We start from the raw sequence: 22,303 nt of genomic DNA, 5'->3' as shown, positions 1-22,303 counted from the left end.
ACCTAGTGGTTGACCGTCAGCAGTGGTCGCAGCAGCCGGCTCACCACAGCAACGACTGCGCAGAGCAAGATCTGGCCTCCCAGGGGAAGCAGTCCATAACTGAGCAGCAGCTGCGGTAATGGTTCGGCCCAGCGGCCTGCCCAATGGCCCACCACCAGATTGAGGCCGCCGCAGAGTTGAACGGTCAATACCCCCAACAGGGCAATGGCCATCAAGTGTTCGAGTTGATTGACGTCATCGCGTTGGGCCAGCCGGCCGCAGAGCCAAGCAGCTGGCAAGAAGCCAGCGATGTAGCCAAAGGCCGGAAGCTGCAGGTAGCTCAAGCCCCCTCCGCTGTGGAACACCATCAACACGCCGCTGAGGCCGAGGGCGAGGTAGGCAATGGCAGCCATCAAGGCTGGGCGCGGGCCGCAGATCAGGGCTGTCAGCAACAGAGCGGGGAGCTGCGCTGTGACGCCCAAATTGATGCTCTGCCATCCGCTGGTGTCACTCCATTGCAACCAAGCTGGATGCAGCAGTCCCCCAGTGATCAGTAGCAGCAGGCCGGCCAGGGCACCACTCCAGTTCAACAGGGCCCGCACTGCTGCTCTTGTGCTCTCTGGCTGTCATCCTGCAACACGTTCCCCAGTCCAACAACGGTGTCTGAGCCAGCTTCAAGCGCGTGCCCTGTTGGCGCCAGTGTGGTGTTGTCTGAACAACAGCCTTATCTGAAGACGGCCGATGCCATGCCGATGTTGCGGCCTGGCGATCTGGTGAGTGCCGGAGAAGAGGGGGAAGTGATTTCCCTGCTGCCCAAGGATCAGCGCGGCGTGCGCTTTCGGCGCGGCAGTTTTGTGGTGCCGCTTAGTGCCCTGCAGGAGATAGGCAGCGACTGAGCCGCTGCTGCCAACGTTGCTCAACCCTGTGCAGGCTGGCCGCTGGACCACTGCCACTGAGGCACGGTTGCTGCAGCCAACGATGAGCCACCTGCTGCAACTGCATCGCGCTGATGCTGTCCAGTTGCTTCATGGCCTGGGCATGGAAATCGCTGGGCAGCCCATAGGCCTGGCAAAAGGCCTGCCGTTCTGCCCGCTGGGCACCGGTTTGCCGGCCCATGGCTTCTTGGCCGCGCAATTTCGCTTTGGATAACTCAAGTTGGCTTGTTGCCAGGGGTTCATCGAGCAGCCGTTGCCATTCATCCAGTAAGGCCTCAAGGGCACTGCTGGCTTGATCGGCACTGGTGGAGAGATGCCAGATGAATGGAGAATCAAACCGGCGCATGGCCAGCTCGGCGCCAACGTCGTAGACGAGTCCCAGCTCTTCGCGCAGTCGCAGAAACAGCCGGCAACTCATGCCCAAGCCGAGATGCACCTGAAGCAGCCTCAAACCCAAGGCATCGGCATGCTGAACGGGCAGGCTGCGAAACCCCAACATCAGCACGGTTTGCTCAGTGTCGAGGGGATCAGCGCTCCAACCGCAATCGCCCTGCGCCAATGGCTGAGGCGCTTTGACGCTGTCGTGGGCAAAGCGCTGCAAACGTCGCTCAAGACCATCGGCTAAGGCTTGATCGTGGGCCGCGCTCACCACCAGAAACGCCTGGCGATTGGCTAACCGCGGCCGTTGGTTGACGACGTCTTGGCTGCTCAGTCGTTGCAGCGATGCGGTTGTCCCTAGGGGGTCATGGCCGTAGGGGCCATCGCCAAACATCAGCTGCCGCAGACGGTCTTGGGCGCGGCTGAAGGGGTCTTCTTCCAAGCGCTGCAGGGTTTGAAGGTTGAGGTCCCGCTCGAGCTCGATTTGGTCATCGCTGGCAGCGGGCTGCTCCACCATTTCGAGCAACTGCGGCAACAGGACATGGCGATCGCTACCCACCCCTTTCAGCATGATTTGCAGATGGTCATCGCCAGCTTCACAACGCAGGCTGGCCCCCTGGTTTTCGATCCACTCGGCAAAGGAGCGCGCATCGTGGCTGCCGCAGCCGCGGGTGAGCGAACCGGCTAGGAGCTGGTGCAGTCCGGCTTGGCCCGGTGGATCAGCAGCACTGCCCAGCGGCAGCACCAAGCGAGCCGCCATCACATCGCCGAAGCCCGGCTCAAGCCATTGCAGCCTTGTGCTCATTTCGGCCTCACCAGCAGGGTGCAGGCCAGATCTGGATCGAGATCGCGGGAGAGCTGCTGAAGATCCTCCGCTTGCCATTGGTGCCAGCGCGACAGGGGCTCTTCGAGGGGTTCCAATCGCTTCATCAAGGTGGCTTGCCCCAAGTGTTGGGCCAGTGAGCCAATCCCCTCCATGGCAAAACGGTGCCCATGGTCGAGCAGGCGTTTCGCACGCTTGAGCTCTGTGGCGCGGGGGTCTTGCTGCTGCAGTTGACGCAAGATCGCGCTGACGTCTTGATGCACCTCGTTCAGCCGGTCACTTGGGCAGATCGCTTCGAGGATCACCAAGCTGCCCTGCTCCAAGGCATGCACATCCATATCGATGGATTCGACCACTTGCTTCTCTTCGCGCAGGCAGCGCACCAGGCGGCTGCTGCGCCCCTCGGCCAGAACGGTGGTGAGCAGATCGGTGCCGCTTAAGGCCATCAATTCCTTCGCCGGCGGTGCCGACCACAGCATCAGCAGCCGGGCCGACTCGAGCCGTGGAAGCTCCAGCGCATGCAGGCCCGGTTGAACCTTCAGCCCTGGCTGCTGTGGATCGATCCCAGTGGTGCCTGGGAGCTCGGCGAAGGGGCTGGCCTCGAGCAGTTGTTGAACATGGCCCAGGTCAAAACCACCACTGAGGCTCACAGCACAGGACTGCGCCCGGTAATGACGCTGTTGAAAGGCCAGCATCTGCTGAGGTGTTTGCTGCAGCAGTTGCTCGCGAACTCCCAGGATTGGCCTGCCATAGGCATGCTCACCGCAGGCCAAGGCCAGGAGCTGTTGGAAGGCTTGCTCCTCGGGTTGGTCTTCGCTTTGGGCCAACTCCTCGAGCACCACCTGGCGTTCGAGGACAAAATCCTCAGCCCTGATCTCGGGCTGCAGCACCAGTTGCGGCAACAACTCACAGGCCAAAGGCAAGGCCTCTTTGGGCATCAACACGTGATAGTGGACGTCATCAAAGCCGGTGGCGGCATTGCTGATTCCGCCACTGGCTTCCACCTGCCAATCAAAGGCTCCAGCCGGGAGTTGTTCATTGCCTTTGAACACCATGTGTTCCAGGAAATGGGCCATGCCGTGCTCCTGGGCCTGCTCAACCGCACTGCCGGCGCTGCACCAGAACTGAAGACAGGCCACGGGTGAATCGGGCACCGGCAGCAGGCTCAACGGCAAACCGTTGCTCAGCGCGGTGGTGTGTGGGGTGCTGTAGCCAAGCCCTGCGGGCTGATCCAACGCATCAAGGCAGCTGATCTCCTCACTATGGCGATCCAGCCTTGGGTCTGCGCCATTTAGGGTGTTGGGCTGCTCCGTTGGCCGCCTGTTTGCGCGCTTTTCACCCCCTGATCCCGGTCATCGCTTCGGGCCTCAGGGGTGCCTGGCAGCAGCTGATGGAGCTGCAACCCCTGGCATTGCCTGCCGGCTTGGCCGAGATCCGTGGTGAGCTCGAAGGGGACGCCATGGCCATCGACAACGAGCTGTTGTGTTGCCCTGGGCTGCGCAAGATGCACCTGGAAACGGCCCAGGTGGGGGCTCGATTGGACATCCTCCACTGCGTGTTGTTTCCAGACCCGCGTTACAACCTGCCGCTGTTTGGCGCTGATGTGGTGGCTGGCCCTGCTGGTGTTTCAGCAGCGATTGTTGATCTCTCTCCCACCGGCGAGAGCTTGCCGCCACCTCTGATTGAGGCATTGGAGGGTTTGCCGCAACGCCCCTACAGCGAGCGCCGGGAGGTGCCCGCCTGGGGCTCGATCTTTTCCAAACAGGTCTTGTTTGCCCGTCTCACCAATGCCGAAGAAGAGCGTTGGTTTGAGGCTGATCTGCTGGCCTTTCACCGCATTTTTCTGCAGGCGGTGAGCGCCGCAACGCCAGAGCCAGCCGGCAGTGACGCTGTGCAACAGCGCTGGCGCAGGCAACAGCACTACTGCGCTCAACAACGCCGCAACGACAAGACCAGGCGCGTTCTTGAAGTGGCCTTCGATCCACAGTGGGCCGATAACTACATCCAGAATCTGCTCTTCGACGATCCACCACCCCCCTGCGATCCGTGACCTTGATGCCTCCCATCAGTGGTCGTCGTGGCTTGGTGGTTCTCTCGGCAGTCCTTGGAACCGTTGCTGTTGTGGCGGTGTGGAGCTGGCGCTCGCGTCCACAGCCCGAGCCGATGGCCGCACCAATCAGTGCTCAGTCGCCGCAACCTCGTGGTGTGTCTGCCTTAGGCCGGCTGAATCCAGCTGGCAATGTGCGCCGGCTGGATGCTCCCTCCGGTGCGATGGGTTCATCGCCGCGGGTTGAAACCTTGCTGGTGGAGGAGGGTGATCGCGTCGAGGCCGGCCAGGTCCTGGCTCAATTCGACACCCGCCCCGACCAGCTGGCTGACTTCGAGGTCGCCAAAGCCACGATTGCAACGCTGGAGCAACGCCAAGCTCTGCTTCAGCGCGAGGTGCAGCGCTACGAACGGCTACTGCGTAGCGGCGCGATTTCCGCGGAAACGCTTGATGTCCGCAAAATCAAGCTGCTCACCGTGCAGCAGGAGCTGCGCAAGGCCAAAGCTGAGTTGCAGCGCCAGCGCATCAAGTTGCCCGATGGCGAGCTGGTGGCCCCCTTCAGTGGCACGGTGCTGGAAATTTTTGCTCGCCCCGGTGAGCGTCCCGGCTCCGATGGCGTGCTGTCCATCGGCCGCAGCGATCAGATGGAAGCGGTGTTGGAGGTGTATGAGAGCGATATCGGCCGTGTACGCGTTGGTCAGCGGGTGCTGCTCTTGAGCGAAAACGGTGGCTTTGATGGCGAGCTTCAAGGCCGCGTGCGTCGCATCAACCCACTGGTTCAGCAGCGTGATGTGCTCAGCACTGATCCAACAGCTGACACCGATGCCCGCGTGGTGGAGGTGTACGTCACCCTTGATCCAGCTGATGCTCGGCGCGTTCGCCAGCTCACTGGCTTGAAACTAATCGGCCGGCTGCAGCCATGATCCAAGCGCTTTGGCGCCGGCGCGGCGTTCCCTTGGCTTGGTTGCTGCTGAGTCGTCAACCGGTGCGGCTGCTGATTGCTCTGGCCGGCATCAGCTTTGCCGGGATCTTGATGTTCATGCAGCTGGGCTTTCGTGATGGCCTGTTCGACGCCAGCGTCACGATTCATCGCCTGTTTGATGCCGATCTGGTGTTGATGAGTCCGCGCTCGATGAGCTCGATCAGCATGGCCGGTTTCCCCGAGCGGCGGCTGATTCAGACCATGGCGGAGCCAGCGGTTGAGAGCGTCAGCCCGGTGCACTGGAATTTTGTGCTGTGGCGCAATCCCGAGACCCGCTCGACCCGCTCACTGTTGGCTTTGGGGTTTGAGCCGGATGACGCCTTGTTTGTGGATTCGATGCTGGCTGATCAATCGGCCAGCCTGCGCCAGAAAGGCCGCGTCTTGTTTGATGCGCGCTCGAGGCCTGAATTTGGTCCTGTGGCTGAGCGCTTCAATGCCGGCCAGGTGGTGGAAAGTGAGGTGGCTGGTCAGCGCGTGCGGGTCTCGGGTCTGGTGGAGTTGGGCCCCTCGTTTGGTGCTGACGGCAACCTGATCACCAGCCGTGAAACCTTCCGCTCGCTGCTGCCCTCCACGTCTCGCGGCAGCATTGAGCTTGGCTTGATTCGCCTGCGCGATGGTGCTGATCCTGAGGCTGTTGCTGAGCGACTTCGCGCTTGGCTTCCCAATGACGTGAGCGTCTTCACCAAGAAGGCGTTCATTGAGTTCGAGAAGAACTACTGGCGCAGCAGCACAGCCATCGGGTTCATCTTCAGCCTCGGCGCTGCCATGGGTTTTGTGGTGGGTTGTGTGATCGTTTATCAGATCCTCTACGGCGATGTCAGTGACCATCTGCCGGAGTACGCCACCTTGATGGCGATGGGATATCCCCTGAGGGATCTGCTTGCTGTTGTGGTCCGTGAAGGCTTAATGCTGGCCCTGGTGGGGTATGTGCCGGCCTATGCCGCTGGCGAGGGTTTGTATGCCCTGATTCGTGGTTCCACCCAGTTGCCGGTTGGCATGTCGCCGCAACGGGCGGTGCTGGTGTTCAGCCTGATCTTGGTGATGTGCATGGGTTCGGCCCTGGTGGCCATGCGCAAACTGGCGGACGCCGATCCCGCTGAGATCTTCTGATGGCGGATCCAGCTCCCATCGTTGCAACCAACGTCAGCCACAGCTACGGCACCGGTTCGATGCGCCGTGAGGTCTTGCAGGACATCAACTTCCGGGTGGATCCCGGTGAGGTGGTGCTGCTGACGGGACCGTCCGGGTGCGGCAAAACAACCCTGCTCACCCTGGTGGGGGCGCTGCGGAGCTTGCAACACGGAGAGCTGAAGGTGCTGGGGGTGCCCTTGGCCCAAGCTGGCCGGGGTGATCGCCGTCGCCTGCGGCAACGCATCGGCATGATTTTTCAAGGGCACAACCTCTTGCGTTGCCTCACTGCCGAGCAAAACGTGCAGATGGGCGCCGATCTGCTGCCCGGCCTCAGCTATGCCCAGCGGCGTGGTCAAGCCCGCGAATGGCTTCGGGCCGTGGGCTTGGGGGATCAGCTCAGCAAAGTGCCCCACGATCTATCGGGCGGACAAAAGCAACGGGTGGCGATTGCTCGCGCCTTGGCGGCGCACCCCCGCTTGCTCTTGGCTGATGAGCCCACCGCGGCCCTTGATGGCCGTACCGGCCGTGAAATCGTTGAGCTCTTGCAGCGGCTGGCGCGTGAACAGGGTTGCGGGGTACTGATGGTGACCCATGACCCACGGATCCTTGATTTGGCTGATCGCCTCTTGGCCATGGAAGACGGCCGTTTGATTGAGAACAGGGTGGCTTCAATGCCCGCCGGGTAAGGTGAGAGGAGATTTTCCAGGCTTGATCGATTTATGGCCAAGCGCCGCAACCTGAAACGCGAGAAGCAAGAACGCAACCGCGCCTACGCCCGCAAGTTCAAAAAGCGCAAGCTGCGTGGTGATGGTCGCGGAGAAGGTGCTGGTAATGGTGTGACCGGAACGGCCAACAACGGCGGTGCTGCTGACTAAGTCGTTCGTCTGACCGAACCAAAGATCTGAGGGACCTGATCGGTTTTTAACCGATCAGGTTTTTTTGATGGATTGTGACTAGTTTGAAATTGCCCGAGCTCGTTCCCAATCGTGCTCCAGCAGTTTTTGCTTGGAGGCCCTGTGATGGTGCCTCTGCTGTTGCTTTCGATCGCCGTTGCCGCTGTTGGGGTTGATCGCTTTCGCTTTTGGCGGCGGTTGGGGTCCCCAACCGATCGCCGATGGCGTCTGATCGAGAACCAACTGCTTGAGGGAAGCTCCCCAACAGGGGTTCCCTCGTCCAGCCCAGTGGGGCACTTGATGCGTCAGTTGACTGCTGCCGATGGTCCAGCGGCGCGTCAGCTGGAACTTCAGTTGATTCTTCAATCCCAAGCTGCGGCCATGGCCCGTGGTGAGCGAATTTTGGAAGCTGCAGCGGCCTTGGGGCCATTGCTGGGTCTGTTGGGAACGGTGACGGGTTTGATCCGTACCTTTGCCGCCCTTGGTCGTGAGGTTGGTTCGGCCTCAATGGATCGTGTGGCGCTGGGTATTTCCGAGGTTCTGATCTCCACCGCCACGGGGATCTTGGTGGCCCTCTTCGCCATGGTTGTGTTGAAAATCAACATGGCTTACCGCAGTAGCTACCTCGCTCTGCTGGAGCGCTTGGCTCTCAGCTTTGAGCGCAACACCCATCAGCTCGTTTGTCGTGGCTGACCACACAACGTCAGGCAGCACCAACGATGTCTTGGTGCCCCTCATTGATGTGCTGTTGGTGGTGTTGTGTTTTGTGCTTTGGGCTGGTGTCACTCACGTCAAGATGCCCCTGAAAACCGCTGCACCGCAGGAGAGTTCAGCGGTTGCTCGGCCCCTTGTGCGGATCGAAATGCAACCGCGTGGTTTCTGGACTTGGAACGGACGCCCCTTACGTGATGAGGAGCTTCGTGGCCGGCTTCAAGAGCAGAACCTGCAAGGCAAATCCCCCACCCTTGTGTTGATTCCAAGTGATGAATTGACACTGCTTGAAGTCAGCCAACGGTTCAACTCTCTGGAGGTCTTGGCTGGTGATCGCTTGCAGTTGCAATTGCCAAGTCAGCCGCTGAAGTCATGAATCTCCATCGTTCAGATACTCCCCTCACTTCGAGTCAGTGGTTGCCGCTGGCTGATGTTCTGTTGGTGCTGATTGCCTCCAGCACCTTGTTGATTCCGCTGCACCAGTGGTTCAGCAAGCCTTCGATGGCACCGGTGTTGCTGGTTGAAATCCCAAGCGCCGAGCAGATCGTGATCCAAGGCCGCACCATTCCCTTGGATCGGATGTCATCTGTTGCCAGGGCTTATGCCGCCCAAGAACCCGATGGTCGCTTGCGGATCAAGCCATCGAAGCGTTTGCGCTGGGGCGAGTTGCGGACCGTTTTGACGGCCATGAGGGGATCCCCCGTGGCCATTGAGCTCAAGCTGCCCAACACCCGATGAGCAACTACTCAGTCCCCCTTTTGATCAGGCGTCGCTGGCAGGCCAGGTCCGTCTGGACCTCGCCGGTGGCCATTGCCCTTGGTCTGCATGCGCTGCTATTGGCTGCTCCTGGTGGTTTTGAGCCTCTGCACAACGCCGCTTCCCTTGGCCCGGCGTCCCGAGGTGCTCTGGTTGATCTCAGTGATCAATTGGGCCTGCCGGCCTCGGGCTCCACTGCGCTTCAACCGCTGCGGCTGCCAGGTGTCAACAGTCTTCCTTTGCCAGCCCATGAGCTGCCGCAATTGCAGGCTCCCTCCCTGCCACCGGTGATCAACCCCGTCGAACCAGCAGACAATCGTGCTGATGCTCAGCTGATCACATTGGATCCAGCTTCAGAGGCTCCCCAGTCCCAGCCACTGGACTCCAAGCCATCGCGTCCGAGCCTCGAAACGCTTTTGAACAGCATTACCAGTGCGGACCAACCCCTGGGGTTCTCGCCTGTTGCCCCCAGCTCGTACGCCTTGGACCACCTTGACGCCGATGAGCGAACCCAATGGTTGAAGTCGCTCAGGGGTTTGGCATTCGCCACGAGATGGTTTCAACGTCCCTTGAATTCTTGGGAGCTGCAGCGACCGGCCCCGAAGGACCTGGTTTGGCCCGATTCGTTCAGGACGATGTTCCGTCTCCGGCTAAGTCCCTAACGGAATCAGCGATCATGGGAACACCTTGGATCCAGCTGTGCTCGTCAGCGTTGTTATTCCCACCTACAACCGCCTGCCGATCCTGCAGCAGTGCCTCAGGGCCTTAGAAGCCCAGCTGCCTCTCGATCCTGGGGATGATTTTGAGGTCGTGTTGGTGGATGACGGCTCCACCGACGGCACGGTCGAGTGGATTCAACAGGAGGCTGCTGAACTGCCCCATGTCCGCCTGATCTGCCAAGAACATGGAGGCCCTGCGATCGGCCGCAACCTTGGCGTTGATCACGCCAACGGTGAGGTGATCATTTTTATCGACAGTGATTTGGTGGTGGTGCCGGACTTTTTGCAGCACCACCTGCGTTCGCTTCGCCAAGCCTGGCAGCGGGATGGCGACCGTCTCTGTTTCACCTATGGGGCGGTGATCAATACCCACAACTTCGAGTCCCCAGAGAGCGAACCCCACAAACTCAGCGATCTGTCGTGGGCCTATTTCGCCACCGGCAATGTGGCCATCGACAAGACGGTGTTGCAGGAATCAGGGTTGTTTGATCCCTCCTTCCAGCTCTACGGCTGGGAAGATTTGGAGCTCGGTGAGCGCCTCCGCCGCATGGGGGTCCGTTTGGTGCGTTGCCCTGCGGCTGCTGGCTATCACTGGCATCCTCCGCTCAACTTGGAGCAGGTTCCCGAGCTGGTTCGCAAGGAGCGGGAGCGGGCCAAGATGGGGTTGGTGTTTTACAAAAAGCACCCCACCCGGCGGGTTCGCTTCATCATTCAATTCACCATCTGGCATCGGCTGCTCTGGGAGCTGCTCACCTTGGGTGGCTTGCTCAACGAGCGCAGCTTGCGGCCTTTGCTGGCCTGGTTGATCCGCCGCGGTCACCCTGGCGTCGCCATGGAGCTGCTGCGCTTGCCCCTCAATCGCATCAGTGTTGTGGCGATGCAGCGTGAAGCGCAGGCCGCTGGAATCGCCTGAACCCAGGCCAGGACACGGCCTGATAGGTTGGGACGTCCCTTCAAAACCGCACACCCGCACGTTTCGGGTGAGGACATTGGCCGATTTGGGCCGTCCTCCCTGGCGGGTGGTGGCCAACCCGAAACCCCCAACAACATGGCAGTTGTCACGCTCTCCGAAATGATGGAGGCCGGTGCCCACTTTGGACACCAAACCCGCCGCTGGAATCCGAAGATGCAGCGGTATATCCACTGCGCTCGCAACGGCGTTCACATCATCGATTTGGTGCAGACCGCCGTCTGCATGAACAACGCCTACAAGTGGGTGCGCAGTGCTGCTCGTAGCGGCAAGCGCTTCCTCTTTGTCGGCACCAAAAAGCAAGCCGCTGAGGTGGTGGCCCTCGAGGCCAGCCGTTGTGGCGCCAGCTACGTGAACCAGCGCTGGCTGGGCGGCATGCTCACCAACTGGAGCACCATGCGCGCCCGCATCGAGCGCCTCAAGGACCTCGAGCGCATGGAGAGCTCCGGTGCGATTGCGATGCGTCCCAAGAAGGAAGCCTCGGTTCTGCGCCGCGAGCTGGATCGTCTGCAGAAATATCTGGGCGGTCTGAAGAACATGCGCCGCCTGCCTGATGTGGTGGTGTTGATCGACCAGAAGCGCGAATACAACGCCGTTCTGGAATGCCAGAAGCTCGACATTCCGGTTGTGTCGATGCTGGATACCAACTGCGATCCCGACCTCTGCGACGTGCCGATCCCCTGCAACGACGACGCTGTGCGTTCGGTGCAGTTGATCATTGGACGTCTGGCTGACGCCATCAACGAAGGTCGCCACGGTTCAAACGACCAAGGGGATGAGGGCTAAGGCCCTCCCCCCGCTGTTTACACTCCCCCCGCTTTTCACTTCCCCGCACCCCGTCATGGCCGAGATTTCCGCCAAGCTCGTCAAGGAGCTCCGCGACCAAACCGGTGCGGGGATGATGGACTGCAAGAAGGCCCTTAACGAGACCTCTGGCGATCTCACCAAAGCCACCGAGTGGCTGCGTCAGAAGGGCATTGCTTCGGCTGAAAAGAAAGCTGGTCGCACCGCGGCTGAAGGTGCCGTTGGCAGCTACATCCACACCGGCGCCCGTGTGGGTGTGCTGGTGGAAGTCAACTGCGAAACCGACTTCGTGGCCCGCGGTGACGCGTTCCAAGAGCTGGTGCGCAATGTGGCTATGCAAATTGCTGCTTGCCCCAACGTGGAGTTCGTCACCACCGATGACATCCCTGCCGATGTCAAAGAGCGCGAAACCAACATCGAGATGGGTCGCGATGACCTGGGCAACAAGCCTGAGGCCATGAAGGCCAAGATCGTTGAAGGCCGCGTCAACAAGCGCCTCAAGGAACTCGCCCTGCTGGAGCAGCCTTTCATCAAAGACAGCTCCCTGTCAGTGGCCGAGATGGTCAAGCAGCTCGCCGGCAAGATCGGCGAAAACATTCAAGTGCGGCGCTTCACCCGTTACACCCTGGGTGAAGGCATTGAAGTCAAGCAAGAGGATTTCGCGGCAGAAGTCGCCGCCATGACTGCTTGAACTCCACGGAGGGGGCAACGGCCGAACAGGCGCGTCAAGAACTTGACGCGCTCGATGCTTTGAGTGATCGGGCTGCCATCAAGCTCTACAGCTTGCTGCAGGACTACCTCGAGCAACTACGCCTTGAGTTGCCCCATCAATTGCTGCAGGCGGTGTTCCACCTCTGCACCAAGCTCCAGCCGGAGGCGTTCAATGCCATGGCCGAGAGCCAGCGCCATGTCATGCGCGAACGCCTCCTCCATCTCACCCAGCGCTGCAGCTCGCTGCTGACCATTGAGCAACTGGCGCAACTTGGCAGTCGCCTGCTGAACGCCGATGACACGGCCGACCCCGAAGCTGATGAGCAGGCCCCTGGCGATGACTCGGTTGAGCCACTGATGGTCTCTGCTGATCTTGATCCTGGCGCCGGACTGCAATTCAGCCTCGAGATGCCCTCGTTGCTGGGCAACTTTGACCCAGCGCAGTTCTGCTCCACCCTGTCCTCTGAAACCCCGGGATTGGTGGATGAGGAGGTGTCGTCCCAGTCCCTGGATCACGAGCAGGCCTTGAATTGGCTGCGGCAAATGGCCAGCGGCAGCCTGTTGGGTTCATCCCTGAGTCCCGACGATCCGATCAGCAGCCCATTCCCGTTGCCGCGCGATCCCCAGCAGTTGCGCGTGTGGCTTGGGGTCTGGGATCAGGCGCTGCAGCGCCGACTTCGCAACCTCAGCCACGCCATCAATGTCGAACTGCTGCGCAGCGGACTGTGCCAAAGCCTGATGCCCCTGCCCCTGCTGGATGCCTCATTGGCCGGCCAGGTGGAGCAACAGGGTGTGGCCCCCAACGTATTGACGGTGCGGCTGCCCATACCCGATGGCCTGACCAGCGGTGAGTTGCAGCTCAACGGCTTGTTGATCCGTGTTTCAGAACTGGAGCATGCGCTGCCCCACTTGCGCGACCTGCGCAATGCATTGCACAAGCTCGATGGCAATCTGCGCAAAATGGAGCGTCGAATTCAGCACTGGCAGCAACGGCTCGCCGTTCTGCAGGCGCAACAGCTGTGGTCGCAGGACAACAACCCCACCGTGCAACCCCAGATCTGAGCCCAGCTCCGCTGAATGCGGAGCTGGATCGCTGGCTGCGTCAACTGCAGCGCAGCCTCAGCCTGGAAGCTGATTCAGGGTTTCAAGATCTCCAGGGCCAGCGGTCGCGATTTAGTGCCTTCCTGGAGCAGCAATGCCGCTCACCCTCACCGCAGCTGCCAGCGAAGGACTGTCAGCTGCTGGCCCCGTTTGCTGCTCAATTTTCTCGATATTCAGAGGCCAGCCCAGCGCAGCGCCGTTACTTGGTGACGCAGCTGCGTCAGCACTTGCATCAATTGCGCCGTCAGCTCGATCCACCTGCACCGCTCTCCCCGCCTCGGCTGCGGCTCACAGACTCCCCTGCCTCGGCAAGAGCTGGCCGCAGCACTGCTGATCTACCGCTCTCAGAGCTCAAGGGCATTGGCCCCAAACTCGCCACCCGCTTGGCGCAGCTGGGCTTGTTCTGTCTCGAGGATTTGATCGGCTACTACCCGCGCGATTACGTCGATTATTCGCGTTTGGTGCGGATCCAAGCCTTGGTCCCTGGGGAAACCGCCACGGTGGTTGCCACCGTGCGCCGGGTGCACGCCTTCGCCAGCCCCAAAAACCCCAACCTGGCGATCTTGGAATTGCAATTGCAGGACCCCAGTGGCCGGCTGCGGATCAGCAAGTTCATGGCGGGTAAGCGTTTCACCTCCTCTGGCTGGTTGCACCAACAGCAGCGCTTGTACCCGCTGGGCGCCACGATCGCTGCCAGTGGCCTGGTCAAAGAAAACCGCTTTGGCATCAGCCTGCATGACCCCCTGTTGGAGGTATTGGAAGGACCGGCCAGCCAGGTGCAATCCCCTGAAATCGGCCGATTGGTCCCCATCTATGCCCTCACCGAGGGGTTAACCGCCGAACGGCTCCGCCAAGCTGTGGCGGCGGCGTTAGCAGCCGTTCGCCCTGGCCCTGACCCCTTGCCAGAACCCTGGCGCCAACAGCTGACGTTGGTGGCCAAGGCCGATGCCCGCAGCGGAATTCATCAACCCAGCAACCGGGATCATCTCGATGCTTGCCGCCGCCGCTTGGTGTTTGACGAGTTTCTGCTGTTGCAACTGAATCTGGCTCAGCGGCGTTTGCAGTACCGCCAGCGTCAGGCCCCAGCGGTGCCGGCGGGGGCCGTCGGTGAACGGCTCAAGGCCTTTCGGAACCTGTTGCCTTTTCAATTCACAGGCGCTCAAGAGCGGGTGCTCAACGAGCTGCTCGCCGATATGGGCCAGCCCAAGCCGATGGCCCGATTGGTGCAAGGGGATGTGGGTAGCGGCAAGACGGTGGTGGCGATCGCTGCCCTCTTGGCCGCCATTGATGCAGGGTTGCAGGGGGCGTTCATGGCGCCCACCGAGGTGCTTGCCCAGCAGCACTACGCCAAGCTCTGCGAGTGGATGCCGCAGCTGCACGTCAATGTGGCGCTGTTGACCGGCTCCACGCCGGCCAAGCAACGCCGCGCCCTGCTGCAGGACTTGGCCAATGGCCAGCTGCACCTCTTGGTGGGTACCCATGCGGTGCTGGAGGACCCGGTTGATTTCGCCCGCTTGGGCTTGGTGGTGGTCGATGAACAACACCGCTTTGGTGTTGGCCAGCGCAATCGCTTGCTCAGCAAAGGCTTGCAGCCCCATTTGCTGACGATGACCGCCACGCCGATTCCCCGCACCCTGGCGCTCTCAATCCATGGCGATTTGGATGTCAGCCAAATTGATGCGTTGCCGCCTGGCCGCCAACCGATCAAGACCGCCGTGTTGAGTTCAGCCCAGCGGCCCAAGGCTGATGCGTTGATTCGCGAGCAAATCAACGAAGGCCGTCAGGCCTATGTGGTGTTGCCGTTGGTGGAGGAGTCCGAAAAGTTGGATTTGCGTTCGGCTGTTGATGAGCACAGCCGGCTTCAGCAGGAGGTCTTTCCTGACTTGCAGGTGGGTCTGCTGCATGGCCGGCTCAGCAGCGCTGAAAAACAACAGGCGATTGAGGCCTTCAGCCGCGGAGAGATCCAACTCTTGGTGTCGACAACGGTGGTGGAGGTTGGCGTTGATGTTCCCAACGCCACGGTGATGTTGATCGATCACGCCGAGCGCTTTGGTTTGGCCCAGTTGCACCAGTTGCGCGGCCGTGTGGGCCGAGGTGCTGCGGCCTCCCATTGCCTGTTGGTGAACGACAGCAGTTCGGCGGTGGCGAAACAACGCTTGGAGGTGCTGGCCCGCAGCAACGATGGCTTTGAAATCGCTGAGATGGATTTGCGGTTGCGGGGCCCCGGTGAAGTGCTGGGGACCCGCCAATCGGGATTGCCTGATTTGGCCCTCGCCAGCCTCAGTGATGATGGATCGGTGCTCGATGAAGCGCGGCAAACCGCTCAAGCGATTCTCGATGCCGATCCAACCTTGGAGCAGCATCCCCATTTGGCGCAGTGTTTGGAAGCCCAGCGCCGCAGCCTCACCGCCTCCGCTCGCCTCAATTGATGGGCCGTCCCTGGCATCCGATCCCAATCGTCGACAACGGTGAGCCGTTGCTGGCGTTACCCCCAGCGTTCTTGCGCTGGCAGCCCCACCCCTACCAAGCCCTTGGTGCTCCCTATCCAGCCGGCACTGATCCGTTTCAGTTGCGCCAGAGCGTTGTGGAGCGTCTGCTGCAAGTGCAGCAGGTGTTGCGGGATCAACCCGCGCCGCTGCAATTGCTGATCTTTGATGCCTTCCGGCCCCTGGCCGTGCAGCAATTCATGGTGGATCACACCCGCGCGCAGCCCGGGGTGAGCGAAGAGCAAGTGCTGGCGCTCTGGGCTGAGCCAAGCTCTGATCCCACCACACCACCGCCCCACAGCACGGGAGCGGCCGTTGATCTCACCTTGGCCACCCCCCAAGGCGAGCCCCTGGAGATGGGCGGTGATATTGATGCGATCGGCCCGATTGGTCACCCCAATCACTTTGCCGCTGCCGATCCAGCCTCTGCTGAAGGCCGCTATCACCAGCGGCGCTGCCTGTTGCATCGCGCCATGGAATCAGCTGGATTTGTTAGGCACCCCAAAGAGTGGTGGCATTTCAGCTGGGGCGATCAGCTCTGGGCTTGGAGCAGTGAGGCCCCTTGCGCCCATTACGGCCGCAGTGCTCAGGCTTGAAGCGTCGCCTCGAGTTGATCGCCGAGTGAATGGCAGTAGTCGCCAAAGCTTTGCGAGGGAGCCTGCTCCTGCCACTGCTTCAACAGCGGGCGCAGGGTGGATTCCATCTCAGCCAGCGGCATTTTTTGCAGCACCGGCCGTGCCAAACGGGTTAATCCAGGACTGCCGCCGAGCCAGAGCTGGTATTGCTCAACCCCACTTCCCACCATGCCGAGTTCAGCCATGTAGGGACGGGCGCAGCCGTTGGGGCAACCGGTCATCCGCACAAGGATCGGTGAGTCGATCTTGAGTTCTTCCAACAGCGTTTCCAGGCGCCCCAAAACATGGGGAAGGATGCGCTCCGATTCAGTCACCGCTAACCCGCAGGTGGGCAGCGCCGGGCAAGCGATGGCGTGGCGGCTGAGCAGCGAGGTATGCGATGGATCGGCCCAGCCCATGGCATCGAGCTGTTCTGTGATCTCTTGCTTTTGGTTTTTGGCGATGTTGCAGAGCAACAGGTCCTGATTGGGTGTGAGGCGGATCTCGGGTTTGTAGGTCTCAACCAGCTGGCGCATCTGCCCTTTGAGATCGCCTTCGAGGCGCCCGCAGAGCAAGGGCAGGCCCACAAACCACAGCCCATCACCCTGCTGGTGCCAGCCGAGGTAATCCAGCAGCTCGGGCTTTTGTTCGGTGCGGGCTGGCTTGATCTCACCGCTGAAATAACGGCTGATCTCCTTGCGGAACCACTCAATTCCGTTGTCGTGCAAGAGATATTTCATGCGGGCATGACGCCGCACCTTGCGGTCGCCATGGTCGCGCTGCAGGGCCACCACGGCTTGAACCAACGGCAGCACGTCGGTGCCTTTGATGTAGCCGAGGCAATCAGCCGTGCGGGCGAAGGTTTCTTCTTTGTTGTGGGTGCGCCCCATGCCGCCACCGACATAGACGTTGCAGCCCCGTAGCCGACCACCCATATCGGTGAAGGCCACCAGGCCCACGTCTTGGGTGAGCAGATCGACGGAGTTATCGCCCGGGACAGTGACAGCCACCTTGAATTTGCGTGGCATGAACGTGTCGCCGTAAAGCGGCTCATCGCTGTCGCCGCTGAACACCTCACCGTGCTGCTGTTGTTTTTTGAAGCGGCTCGCCAGCACGGAGGGGCGAATTTTGTAGCGCTTCTCGCCATCCACCCAGAGCTCGAGATAGACCCCTGCAGCAGCTTTGGGTGCCAGCAGATCGGCAATGTCATCAGCCAGGCGCCGGGCCACGGGATAGCCGTGCTGCTGGAAGGGCGCCGCCGGTGCCATCACGTTGCGGTTGATGTCACCGCAGGCCGCCAGGGTGGAGCCCATGTTGCGCACGATGGTGCCCACCACGGTGCGTAGATCGTCTTTGGGGATGCCGTGGAGTTGGAAGGCTTGGCGCGTCGTGGCCCGGATGCTGCCGTTGCCGTATTGATTGGAGAGATCGTCGAGCGCTAAGTAGAGCTGGGCTGGGATCCGTCCTCCCGGGCTGCGCAGGCGCAGCATCATTCCCCAATCCTTCGATTCGCCTTTGCGCCTGTTGTCGCGGTTGTCCTGTTGATAGCTGCCGTGAAACTTCAGGATCTGAACCGCATCGTCGGTGAAATACGGCAGATCGTTTTCCAGCTCCGTGGCCAGAGGCTCGCGCAAGTAGGCGCTATTGACCTTGAGCTGTTCGAACTTGCTGCGCTCAGCCGTTTTCTTCCCTTCGGGCGCAATCGTCACGATTGATGCAGCAGCGGCGGACAGAGATGCTTCGACCCTAGGCAATGGAGGGGTTCGGCGGATTCATAAAGTCACAACCTGCTCGTAAAGCTTCTGTGGCCAGCTTCCTGCTCGAAATCGGCACTGAGGAATTGCCCGCTGATTTCGCCGCTCAGGTGTTGGCTCAGCTGGAGCCAATGGTGCGGCGTGATCTCAGTGAGCAGCGCCTGGCCTGTGAGGGCCTGAGCTGCACGAGTACTCCGCGCCGGATCGCTGTCTGCATCGATGGTTTGGCGCCATCAGCCAGCGACCTTCAAGAAGAGCGCAAAGGTCCCCCTGCTGCCCAAGCTTTCCAAGACGGCGTGCCGACCAAGGCGGCGCTTGGCTTTGCCCAACGCTGCGGACTCCAGCCTGAAGAGCTGGAAATCCGTGAGACCCCCAAAGGTCCCTTTGTGTTTGCTTCGGTGCTGGAGAAGGGACGCCAGGCCTCCGATCTGCTCGCTGAGCTCATCCCTGGCTGGATTGCTGCCCTGCAAGGCCGCCGCTTCATGCGCTGGGGCGCTGGCGAGCGGCGCTTTTCGCGGCCGATTCGCTGGTTGGTGGCCCTTCTTGATGAGCAGGTGGTGGAGCTGAGCTTGGAGGGCAGCGATCCGCCTGTGCAATCAGGCCGCACCAGTTTTGGCCACCGCTTGGTGGCAGCTGAGGTCTCCATACCAGCGGCGTCGGCCTATGGCGACTGCTTGGCGAGTGCCGGTGTGATGGTGAACCGCCAGCAGCGCCGCCAGCTCATTGCTGATGCCATTGCGGCAGGCGCCAGCAAGCGCGACGCTCGCGCTGATCTGCCTGACGAACTGCTCGAAGAGCTCACCGATCTGGTGGAGCGTCCCAGCTTGATTGAGGGTTCCATTGACGATGGATCCTTGGATCTTCCTGCTGAGGTGCTCAGCACCGTGATGCGTAGCCATCAGCGTTATGTGCCGCTGTATCGGCGTAGCGCTGAGGTGGATCCGCTCAGCCTGCAGGCACGCGGTTGCTTGTTGCCCCAATTCCTCTGCATCGCCAATGGGCTCGATGGGGCTGAAGACTCAATCCGCCGCGGCAACGAGCGGGTGCTGAAGGCGCGACTGGCTGATGCGGCCTTTTTCTTGGATGCTGATCGCGCCGTGGCCAGTGAGCAACGACGGGCTCAGTTGAGCCGGGTCACCTTTGCCGAAGGGCTGGGCAGCTTGCTGGATCGTTGTGAGCGCCTGGAGTGGCTCGCTCAAACCTTGGGCCGCTGTCTGGCTCTTGATGCTGCAGCCCAAGCCGATGCCTGCCGCGGCGCCCACCTCTGCAAACACGATCTCGTCAGCCAGATGGTGGGTGAGTTCCCTGAACTGCAGGGTTTGATGGGCGGCAAATACCTGCTGGCCGAGGGGGAGCCAGCGTCGGTGGCCTTGGCGGTGCAAGAGCACTACCTGCCCCGTGGCGCCGATGATGTGTTGCCCAGCTCGGATGCCGGAGCGGTGGTGGCCCTAGCGGAGCGCCTGGAGCTCTTGCTCAGCATCTTTGCCAAGGGTCAACGACCCACCGGGTCATCGGATCCCTATGCCCTGCGCCGCGCTGGTAACGGCATCCTGCAGATCCTCTGGGAGCGTCAGTGGCGCCTCGATTTGCAGGATCTCTTGCAGCAGGCTTGCAACCACTGGGCGGAGCTGTTGCCTGGTTTTGCAATCGATGCTTCCCAGCTGCTGGCGGATTTGCACGAGTTCCTGCGCCAACGCTTGATCAGCCAATTGGAAGAGCAGGGCGAAGCCGTGGATTTGGTGCAGGCCGTGACGCCCCAGAGCGCTAATCAGCGCCTGCTGCGTGATCCCCTCGATGCACTCGATCGTCTGCGCTTGCTGGAGCAGCTGCGCTCAGCTGGGGAGTTGGCTCCGGTGCAAGCGGCGGTGCAACGCGCTGTTCGCCTGGCTGAAAAAGGCGATTTGGCAGCTGATGTGCTCAGCAGCACTGGGGTGGTGGATGCATCGCTGTTCGAGCAACCCAGCGAAGCAGCCATGCTCAAAGTTGTCGATCAACTCTCCGGGATCGTTGGCCAGCAGGGGGCTGATCGTTATTCGAAGCTATGTGAGGCACTAGCGGCCAGTAGCAGCACCCTCGCGGCCTTCTTTGATGGCGACACCAGCGTGATGGTGATGGCTGATGACATGGCGGTGCGCCGCAACCGCCTGAACCTGCTGGCCGTGTTGGGCAACCAGGCGGCGGTGTTGGCTGATTTCGCCGCAATTAGCGGCTGAGCACCACGTCGCGCTCTTCAGTTGGGGCCTTGGCGTCGGCTTGCGACTCCGCTGCAGCTTCGGCTTGCGCAGCGGCTTCGCGGCCAGCCTTCAATCCGCCGCGGATGCCACCTTCTGCCAGCAAACGATCGGCTTCATCTTCGCTTCGCACAGCACTGGGTACTGCCTTGTAAGTGCCTGGTGCCAGGGCGTTCCCGCGCAGCACAGCACCAACGGTGAGGAAGGTGAGTTTCAGTTGCTGCCAGGGGTTCATGGTCACCACCCGCTTGTACAGGTAGCTGTCGAAGGTGAGCCGTTGAACATCCTTGTCATCGCACATCTCAACGAAGGCTTCGCGGGCTGCATCGTTCCGGTAGAAGATGTTTTGCAGGAGTTCCAGCACCTTGTAGGTAGCGCCGTACTTGCGGTCCCATTTGCGCAGGTAGCCCTTGAGATCCTTCTCGGTAGGAACGCGCTGACCGCTGCCGCTGGCGGCCACGATTTCTTCAGCGCACATGCGCCCGCTTTTGGCAGCGAAGTAAATCCCTTCGCCTGAGCTCTTGGTGACATACCCAGCGGCATCGCCCACCAGCGCCATACCGCCGACCACGCGACGGGGGCGGGGGTGCTCGGGAATTGGATGAGCTTCTACCTTGATCACTTCACCTTTGATCAAGCGCTTGCGGGCTCGCTGACGGATGCCGACTTGTAAGTCTTTGATCAGGGCTTGGTTTTCCTGCATGGTGCCGGTGCCGACAGCCACGTGGTCGTATTTGGGGAACACCCAGGCGTAGAAGTCAGGCGAGACATCGGTGCCGACATACATCTCGGCCAAGTTCTCGTAGTAGCTCATCTCCTCGGCCGGGAGCTTGATCCGCTCTTGAAAGGCGATGGCCACGTTGTAGTCGCCAGCATCCATGGCTTTGGCGACGCGGCTGTTGGCACCATCAGCGCCAATGATCAGATCCACCTCAAGGCTCTTGGCGGTACCGGTGGCTGCGCCATCGCTGTAATCGGTGTACTGGAGGGTGTAAGGCCCTTGGCGCTTGGGCCCGGTCTCGATCTTGGTGACCAGGCCATTAATCAGGTTGGCTCCGAGGTCGGCGGCTCGGTTGCGCAGGAAGGAATCCATCACTTCCCGGCGGCACATGCCGATGTATTCGTTCTCGTTGTCGAGATTGATCTCCACTTCACGGTTGGAGGGGGAGATCATCCGCATATTGCGGACCTTGCGGTCGATGATGTTCTCGGGAAGGTCGAACTCTTCGACCATGCAGAGGGGAATGGCGCCACCGCAGGGCTTGGCGTTGTCGAGCTTGCGCTCAAAGATCCAGGTCTGAATTCCTGCTTTCGCCAAAACTTCTGCAGCACAGGAGCCACTGGGCCCTCCGCCGACAACGGCAACACGCAACATTCCTGGGATCCCGGGTGGGCACAGACAGTTCTTTGAAACTAACACTGCAAGCCGGTTGAATGCTGGTGAAATCCATTCCTGCGACTAGGATCTGACAATTCGAAACTCTTAGCTTCGATGCTGCGCACCCGTGAGGATCTGCCTGTAGCGCGGCGTCAGCAAGCCACGAGGAGGCCAAGGCCTTTCCCCATTGGCCCCGTGGTGCTCAGCGTCAGCCTGGCTCTGGGGGGTGGCTTGGCCGCGTTGTTCCTGTTGCAGGAGCAGCTCTTGGAGCGTTGGATTCCTCCTGCGGGACTGGTGGAGGGAATCGAGGCGCGGCCTGATGGCGATGGCCGCTTGTTGGGGCACTTCCCCTATCCAGAGGCTGCTGAGTCGGAATTGGTGGAGATCTGGCCTGGAATTCGCCTGCAGCGCGATGCCGCCGCGGAATTGCGGCGTCTGCTGGCCGATGCACGCCGTGATGGCATTCGTCTCACCGTGGTGAGTGCCTTTCGTTCAGTCGATATCCAGAACGAGGTTTTCTTCAATATGAAGTCGCTGCGTAATCAGAGCGCCGAAGAAAGGGCCAAAGTCAGTGCTCCACCGGGCTATTCGGAGCACAGCACAGGCTTTGCTGTCGATTTCGCCGATCTCACCAGGCCGCAAACCGAGCTCTCAGAAAGCTTTGAATCCACTCCTGGTTTCGCCTGGTTGAAGAACAACGCCCACCGCTATCACTTCACCCTGTCGTTCCCGCGGGCCAATGCTCAAGGGCTCAGTTTTGAGCCTTGGCACTGGCGTTTTGAAGGTTCAGCCAAGGCTTTGGAGCAATTTGAGGCCGTGCAACGTTTCCAACGTTCCGCGAGACGATAAAGTCTCACACTCCACCGCTTGTCTCATTCTGAGCCGGAGCGGCCGTTACCA

General features: G+C 61.0%; 22 protein-coding genes. 17 read left to right on the top strand and 5 right to left on the bottom strand.

Annotated elements, in window-relative coordinates; translation table 11 throughout:
* Window positions 1–2: 2 nt before the first annotated feature.
* Entirely contained in the window at window positions 3–581 is a 579-nt protein-coding gene (locus tag SynMINOS11_RS06520) for a biotin transporter BioY (RefSeq protein WP_011935705.1), read from the bottom strand.
* Window positions 582–683: 102 nt separating this feature from the next.
* Between SynMINOS11_RS06520 and SynMINOS11_RS06515 the strand changes: the two genes are divergently transcribed.
* Window positions 684–875: an NAD(P)H dehydrogenase assembly family protein gene (locus SynMINOS11_RS06515; RefSeq protein WP_370586197.1), complete on the top strand. Its 192-nt coding sequence runs from the start codon at window positions 684–686 to the stop codon at window positions 873–875.
* On the opposite strand, the gene SynMINOS11_RS06510 is transcribed toward SynMINOS11_RS06515, so the two are convergent.
* Together SynMINOS11_RS06510 and SynMINOS11_RS06505 are read right to left on the bottom strand one after the other, a co-directional pair.
* Window positions 844–2,097 (bottom strand): M16 family metallopeptidase, encoded by a 1,254-nt coding sequence (locus tag SynMINOS11_RS06510; protein ID WP_186547415.1) that lies wholly within the window; start codon window positions 2,095–2,097, stop codon window positions 844–846. The genes SynMINOS11_RS06515 and SynMINOS11_RS06510 overlap by 32 nt on opposite strands.
* Window positions 2,094–3,350 (bottom strand): M16 family metallopeptidase, encoded by a 1,257-nt coding sequence (locus SynMINOS11_RS06505; protein ID WP_255445325.1) that lies wholly within the window; start codon window positions 3,348–3,350, stop codon window positions 2,094–2,096. Before SynMINOS11_RS06505 ends, SynMINOS11_RS06510 begins: the two co-directional genes overlap by 4 nt.
* A 77-nt stretch (window positions 3,351–3,427) precedes the next feature.
* On the opposite strand from SynMINOS11_RS06505, the gene SynMINOS11_RS06500 reads away from it, so the two are divergent.
* The 14 genes from SynMINOS11_RS06500 to SynMINOS11_RS06435 all read left to right on the top strand — a co-directional run bounded on the left by SynMINOS11_RS06500 (window position 3,428) and on the right by SynMINOS11_RS06435 (window position 16,022).
* Window positions 3,428–4,165: a phycocyanobilin:ferredoxin oxidoreductase gene (locus tag SynMINOS11_RS06500; protein WP_255445324.1), complete on the top strand. Its 738-nt coding sequence runs from the start codon at window positions 3,428–3,430 to the stop codon at window positions 4,163–4,165.
* Between the two features lie 5 nt (window positions 4,166–4,170).
* Window positions 4,171–5,085 carry an efflux RND transporter periplasmic adaptor subunit gene (locus tag SynMINOS11_RS06495; protein ID WP_370586196.1) on the top strand — a complete coding sequence of 305 codons (915 nt, stop codon included), beginning with the start codon at window positions 4,171–4,173 and terminating at the stop codon, window positions 5,083–5,085.
* Complete coding sequence (gene devC, locus SynMINOS11_RS06490; protein ID WP_011935699.1) at window positions 5,082–6,254, top strand: ABC transporter permease DevC; 1,173 nt, start codon at window positions 5,082–5,084, stop codon at window positions 6,252–6,254. The genes SynMINOS11_RS06495 and devC overlap by 4 nt, the downstream gene beginning before the upstream one ends.
* Complete coding sequence (locus SynMINOS11_RS06485; RefSeq protein WP_186547409.1) at window positions 6,254–6,961, top strand: ATP-binding cassette domain-containing protein; 708 nt, start codon at window positions 6,254–6,256, stop codon at window positions 6,959–6,961. Before devC ends, SynMINOS11_RS06485 begins: the two co-directional genes overlap by 1 nt.
* Window positions 6,962–6,994: 33 nt before the next feature.
* Window positions 6,995–7,150: a hypothetical protein gene (locus SynMINOS11_RS06480; protein WP_011935697.1), complete on the top strand. Its 156-nt coding sequence runs from the start codon at window positions 6,995–6,997 to the stop codon at window positions 7,148–7,150.
* Between the two features lie 111 nt (window positions 7,151–7,261).
* Window positions 7,262–7,861: a MotA/TolQ/ExbB proton channel family protein gene (locus SynMINOS11_RS06475; protein WP_186547407.1), complete on the top strand. Its 600-nt coding sequence runs from the start codon at window positions 7,262–7,264 to the stop codon at window positions 7,859–7,861.
* Window positions 7,854–8,255, top strand: a complete 402-nt coding sequence (locus SynMINOS11_RS06470; RefSeq protein ID WP_186547405.1) for a biopolymer transporter ExbD — start codon at window positions 7,854–7,856, stop codon at window positions 8,253–8,255. Before SynMINOS11_RS06475 ends, SynMINOS11_RS06470 begins: the two co-directional genes overlap by 8 nt.
* The gene (locus SynMINOS11_RS06465; protein ID WP_186547403.1) at window positions 8,252–8,617 is read left to right on the top strand and encodes an ExbD/TolR family protein; all 366 of its coding nucleotides are present in this window, start codon (window positions 8,252–8,254) and stop codon (window positions 8,615–8,617) included. Before SynMINOS11_RS06470 ends, SynMINOS11_RS06465 begins: the two co-directional genes overlap by 4 nt.
* A gap of 717 nt (window positions 8,618–9,334) precedes the next feature.
* Window positions 9,335–10,267 carry a glycosyltransferase family 2 protein gene (locus tag SynMINOS11_RS06460; RefSeq protein ID WP_186547401.1) on the top strand — a complete coding sequence of 311 codons (933 nt, stop codon included), beginning with the start codon at window positions 9,335–9,337 and terminating at the stop codon, window positions 10,265–10,267.
* Between the two features lie 135 nt (window positions 10,268–10,402).
* Window positions 10,403–11,110, top strand: a complete 708-nt coding sequence (rpsB, locus tag SynMINOS11_RS06455) for a 30S ribosomal protein S2 (protein ID WP_011935691.1) — start codon at window positions 10,403–10,405, stop codon at window positions 11,108–11,110.
* A gap of 55 nt (window positions 11,111–11,165) precedes the next feature.
* Window positions 11,166–11,819, top strand: coding sequence for a translation elongation factor Ts (tsf, locus tag SynMINOS11_RS06450; protein ID WP_011935690.1), 654 nt, complete (start codon window positions 11,166–11,168; stop codon window positions 11,817–11,819).
* Entirely contained in the window at window positions 11,816–12,901 is a 1,086-nt protein-coding gene (locus tag SynMINOS11_RS06445; protein WP_186547399.1) for a hypothetical protein, read from the top strand. The genes tsf and SynMINOS11_RS06445 overlap by 4 nt, the downstream gene beginning before the upstream one ends.
* A complete protein-coding gene (gene recG / locus SynMINOS11_RS06440; protein ID WP_370586160.1) occupies window positions 12,859–15,369 on the top strand; it encodes an ATP-dependent DNA helicase RecG in 2,511 nt (836 codons plus the stop codon). The genes SynMINOS11_RS06445 and recG overlap by 43 nt, the downstream gene beginning before the upstream one ends.
* Window positions 15,369–16,022: a M15 family metallopeptidase gene (locus SynMINOS11_RS06435; protein ID WP_186547397.1), complete on the top strand. Its 654-nt coding sequence runs from the start codon at window positions 15,369–15,371 to the stop codon at window positions 16,020–16,022. The genes recG and SynMINOS11_RS06435 overlap by 1 nt, the downstream gene beginning before the upstream one ends.
* Here the strand turns inward: SynMINOS11_RS06435 and SynMINOS11_RS06430 are convergent.
* The gene (locus tag SynMINOS11_RS06430) at window positions 16,013–17,749 is read right to left on the bottom strand and encodes an NADPH-dependent assimilatory sulfite reductase hemoprotein subunit (protein ID WP_186547395.1); all 1,737 of its coding nucleotides are present in this window, start codon (window positions 17,747–17,749) and stop codon (window positions 16,013–16,015) included. The two genes, SynMINOS11_RS06435 and SynMINOS11_RS06430, sit on opposite strands and share 10 nt — an antisense overlap.
* A 44-nt stretch (window positions 17,750–17,793) precedes the next feature.
* Between SynMINOS11_RS06430 and glyS the strand changes: the two genes are divergently transcribed.
* On the top strand, window positions 17,794–20,007 hold the full coding sequence (gene glyS / locus SynMINOS11_RS06425; protein WP_186547393.1) for a glycine--tRNA ligase subunit beta: 2,214 nt from the start codon (window positions 17,794–17,796) through the stop codon (window positions 20,005–20,007).
* On the opposite strand, the gene chlP is transcribed toward glyS, so the two are convergent.
* Window positions 19,997–21,400: a geranylgeranyl reductase gene (chlP, locus tag SynMINOS11_RS06420; RefSeq protein ID WP_011935684.1), complete on the bottom strand. Its 1,404-nt coding sequence runs from the start codon at window positions 21,398–21,400 to the stop codon at window positions 19,997–19,999. The two genes, glyS and chlP, sit on opposite strands and share 11 nt — an antisense overlap.
* Before the next feature lie 117 nt (window positions 21,401–21,517).
* Here chlP and SynMINOS11_RS06415 point away from each other — a divergent pair, with 117 nt between their 5' ends.
* Window positions 21,518–22,252: a M15 family metallopeptidase gene (locus SynMINOS11_RS06415; protein WP_011935683.1), complete on the top strand. Its 735-nt coding sequence runs from the start codon at window positions 21,518–21,520 to the stop codon at window positions 22,250–22,252.
* Window positions 22,253–22,303 lie beyond the last annotated feature (51 nt).

Source organism: Synechococcus sp. Minos11, from assembly GCF_014279855.1.
GTDB lineage: Bacteria > Cyanobacteriota > Cyanobacteriia > PCC-6307 > Cyanobiaceae > RCC307.
Note: the sequence above shows the minus strand (reverse complement) of the source record. Positions and strands in the feature narration are given on the sequence as shown.

Bases quoted from the DNA above. Each gene is read 5' to 3' on its own strand.
- SynMINOS11_RS06510 (WP_186547415.1), bottom strand. From the start codon at position 2,097: ATGAGCACAAGGCTGCAATGGCTTGAGCCGGGCTTCGGCGATGTGATG.
- SynMINOS11_RS06495 (WP_370586196.1), top strand. From the start codon at position 4,171: ATGCCTCCCATCAGTGGTCGTCGTGGCTTGGTGGTTCTCTCGGCAGTC.
- devC (WP_011935699.1), top strand. From the start codon at position 5,082: ATGATCCAAGCGCTTTGGCGCCGGCGCGGCGTTCCCTTGGCTTGGTTG.
- SynMINOS11_RS06485 (WP_186547409.1), top strand. From the start codon at position 6,254: ATGGCGGATCCAGCTCCCATCGTTGCAACCAACGTCAGCCACAGCTAC.
- SynMINOS11_RS06480 (WP_011935697.1), top strand. From the start codon at position 6,995: ATGGCCAAGCGCCGCAACCTGAAACGCGAGAAGCAAGAACGCAACCGC.
- SynMINOS11_RS06465 (WP_186547403.1), top strand. From the start codon at position 8,252: ATGAATCTCCATCGTTCAGATACTCCCCTCACTTCGAGTCAGTGGTTG.
- rpsB (WP_011935691.1), top strand. From the start codon at position 10,403: ATGGCAGTTGTCACGCTCTCCGAAATGATGGAGGCCGGTGCCCACTTT.
- tsf (WP_011935690.1), top strand. From the start codon at position 11,166: ATGGCCGAGATTTCCGCCAAGCTCGTCAAGGAGCTCCGCGACCAAACC.
- SynMINOS11_RS06435 (WP_186547397.1), top strand. From the start codon at position 15,369: ATGGGCCGTCCCTGGCATCCGATCCCAATCGTCGACAACGGTGAGCCG.
- glyS (WP_186547393.1), top strand. From the start codon at position 17,794: ATGGAGGGGTTCGGCGGATTCATAAAGTCACAACCTGCTCGTAAAGCT.
- chlP (WP_011935684.1), bottom strand. From the start codon at position 21,400: ATGTTGCGTGTTGCCGTTGTCGGCGGAGGGCCCAGTGGCTCCTGTGCT.
- SynMINOS11_RS06415 (WP_011935683.1), top strand. From the start codon at position 21,518: ATGCTGCGCACCCGTGAGGATCTGCCTGTAGCGCGGCGTCAGCAAGCC.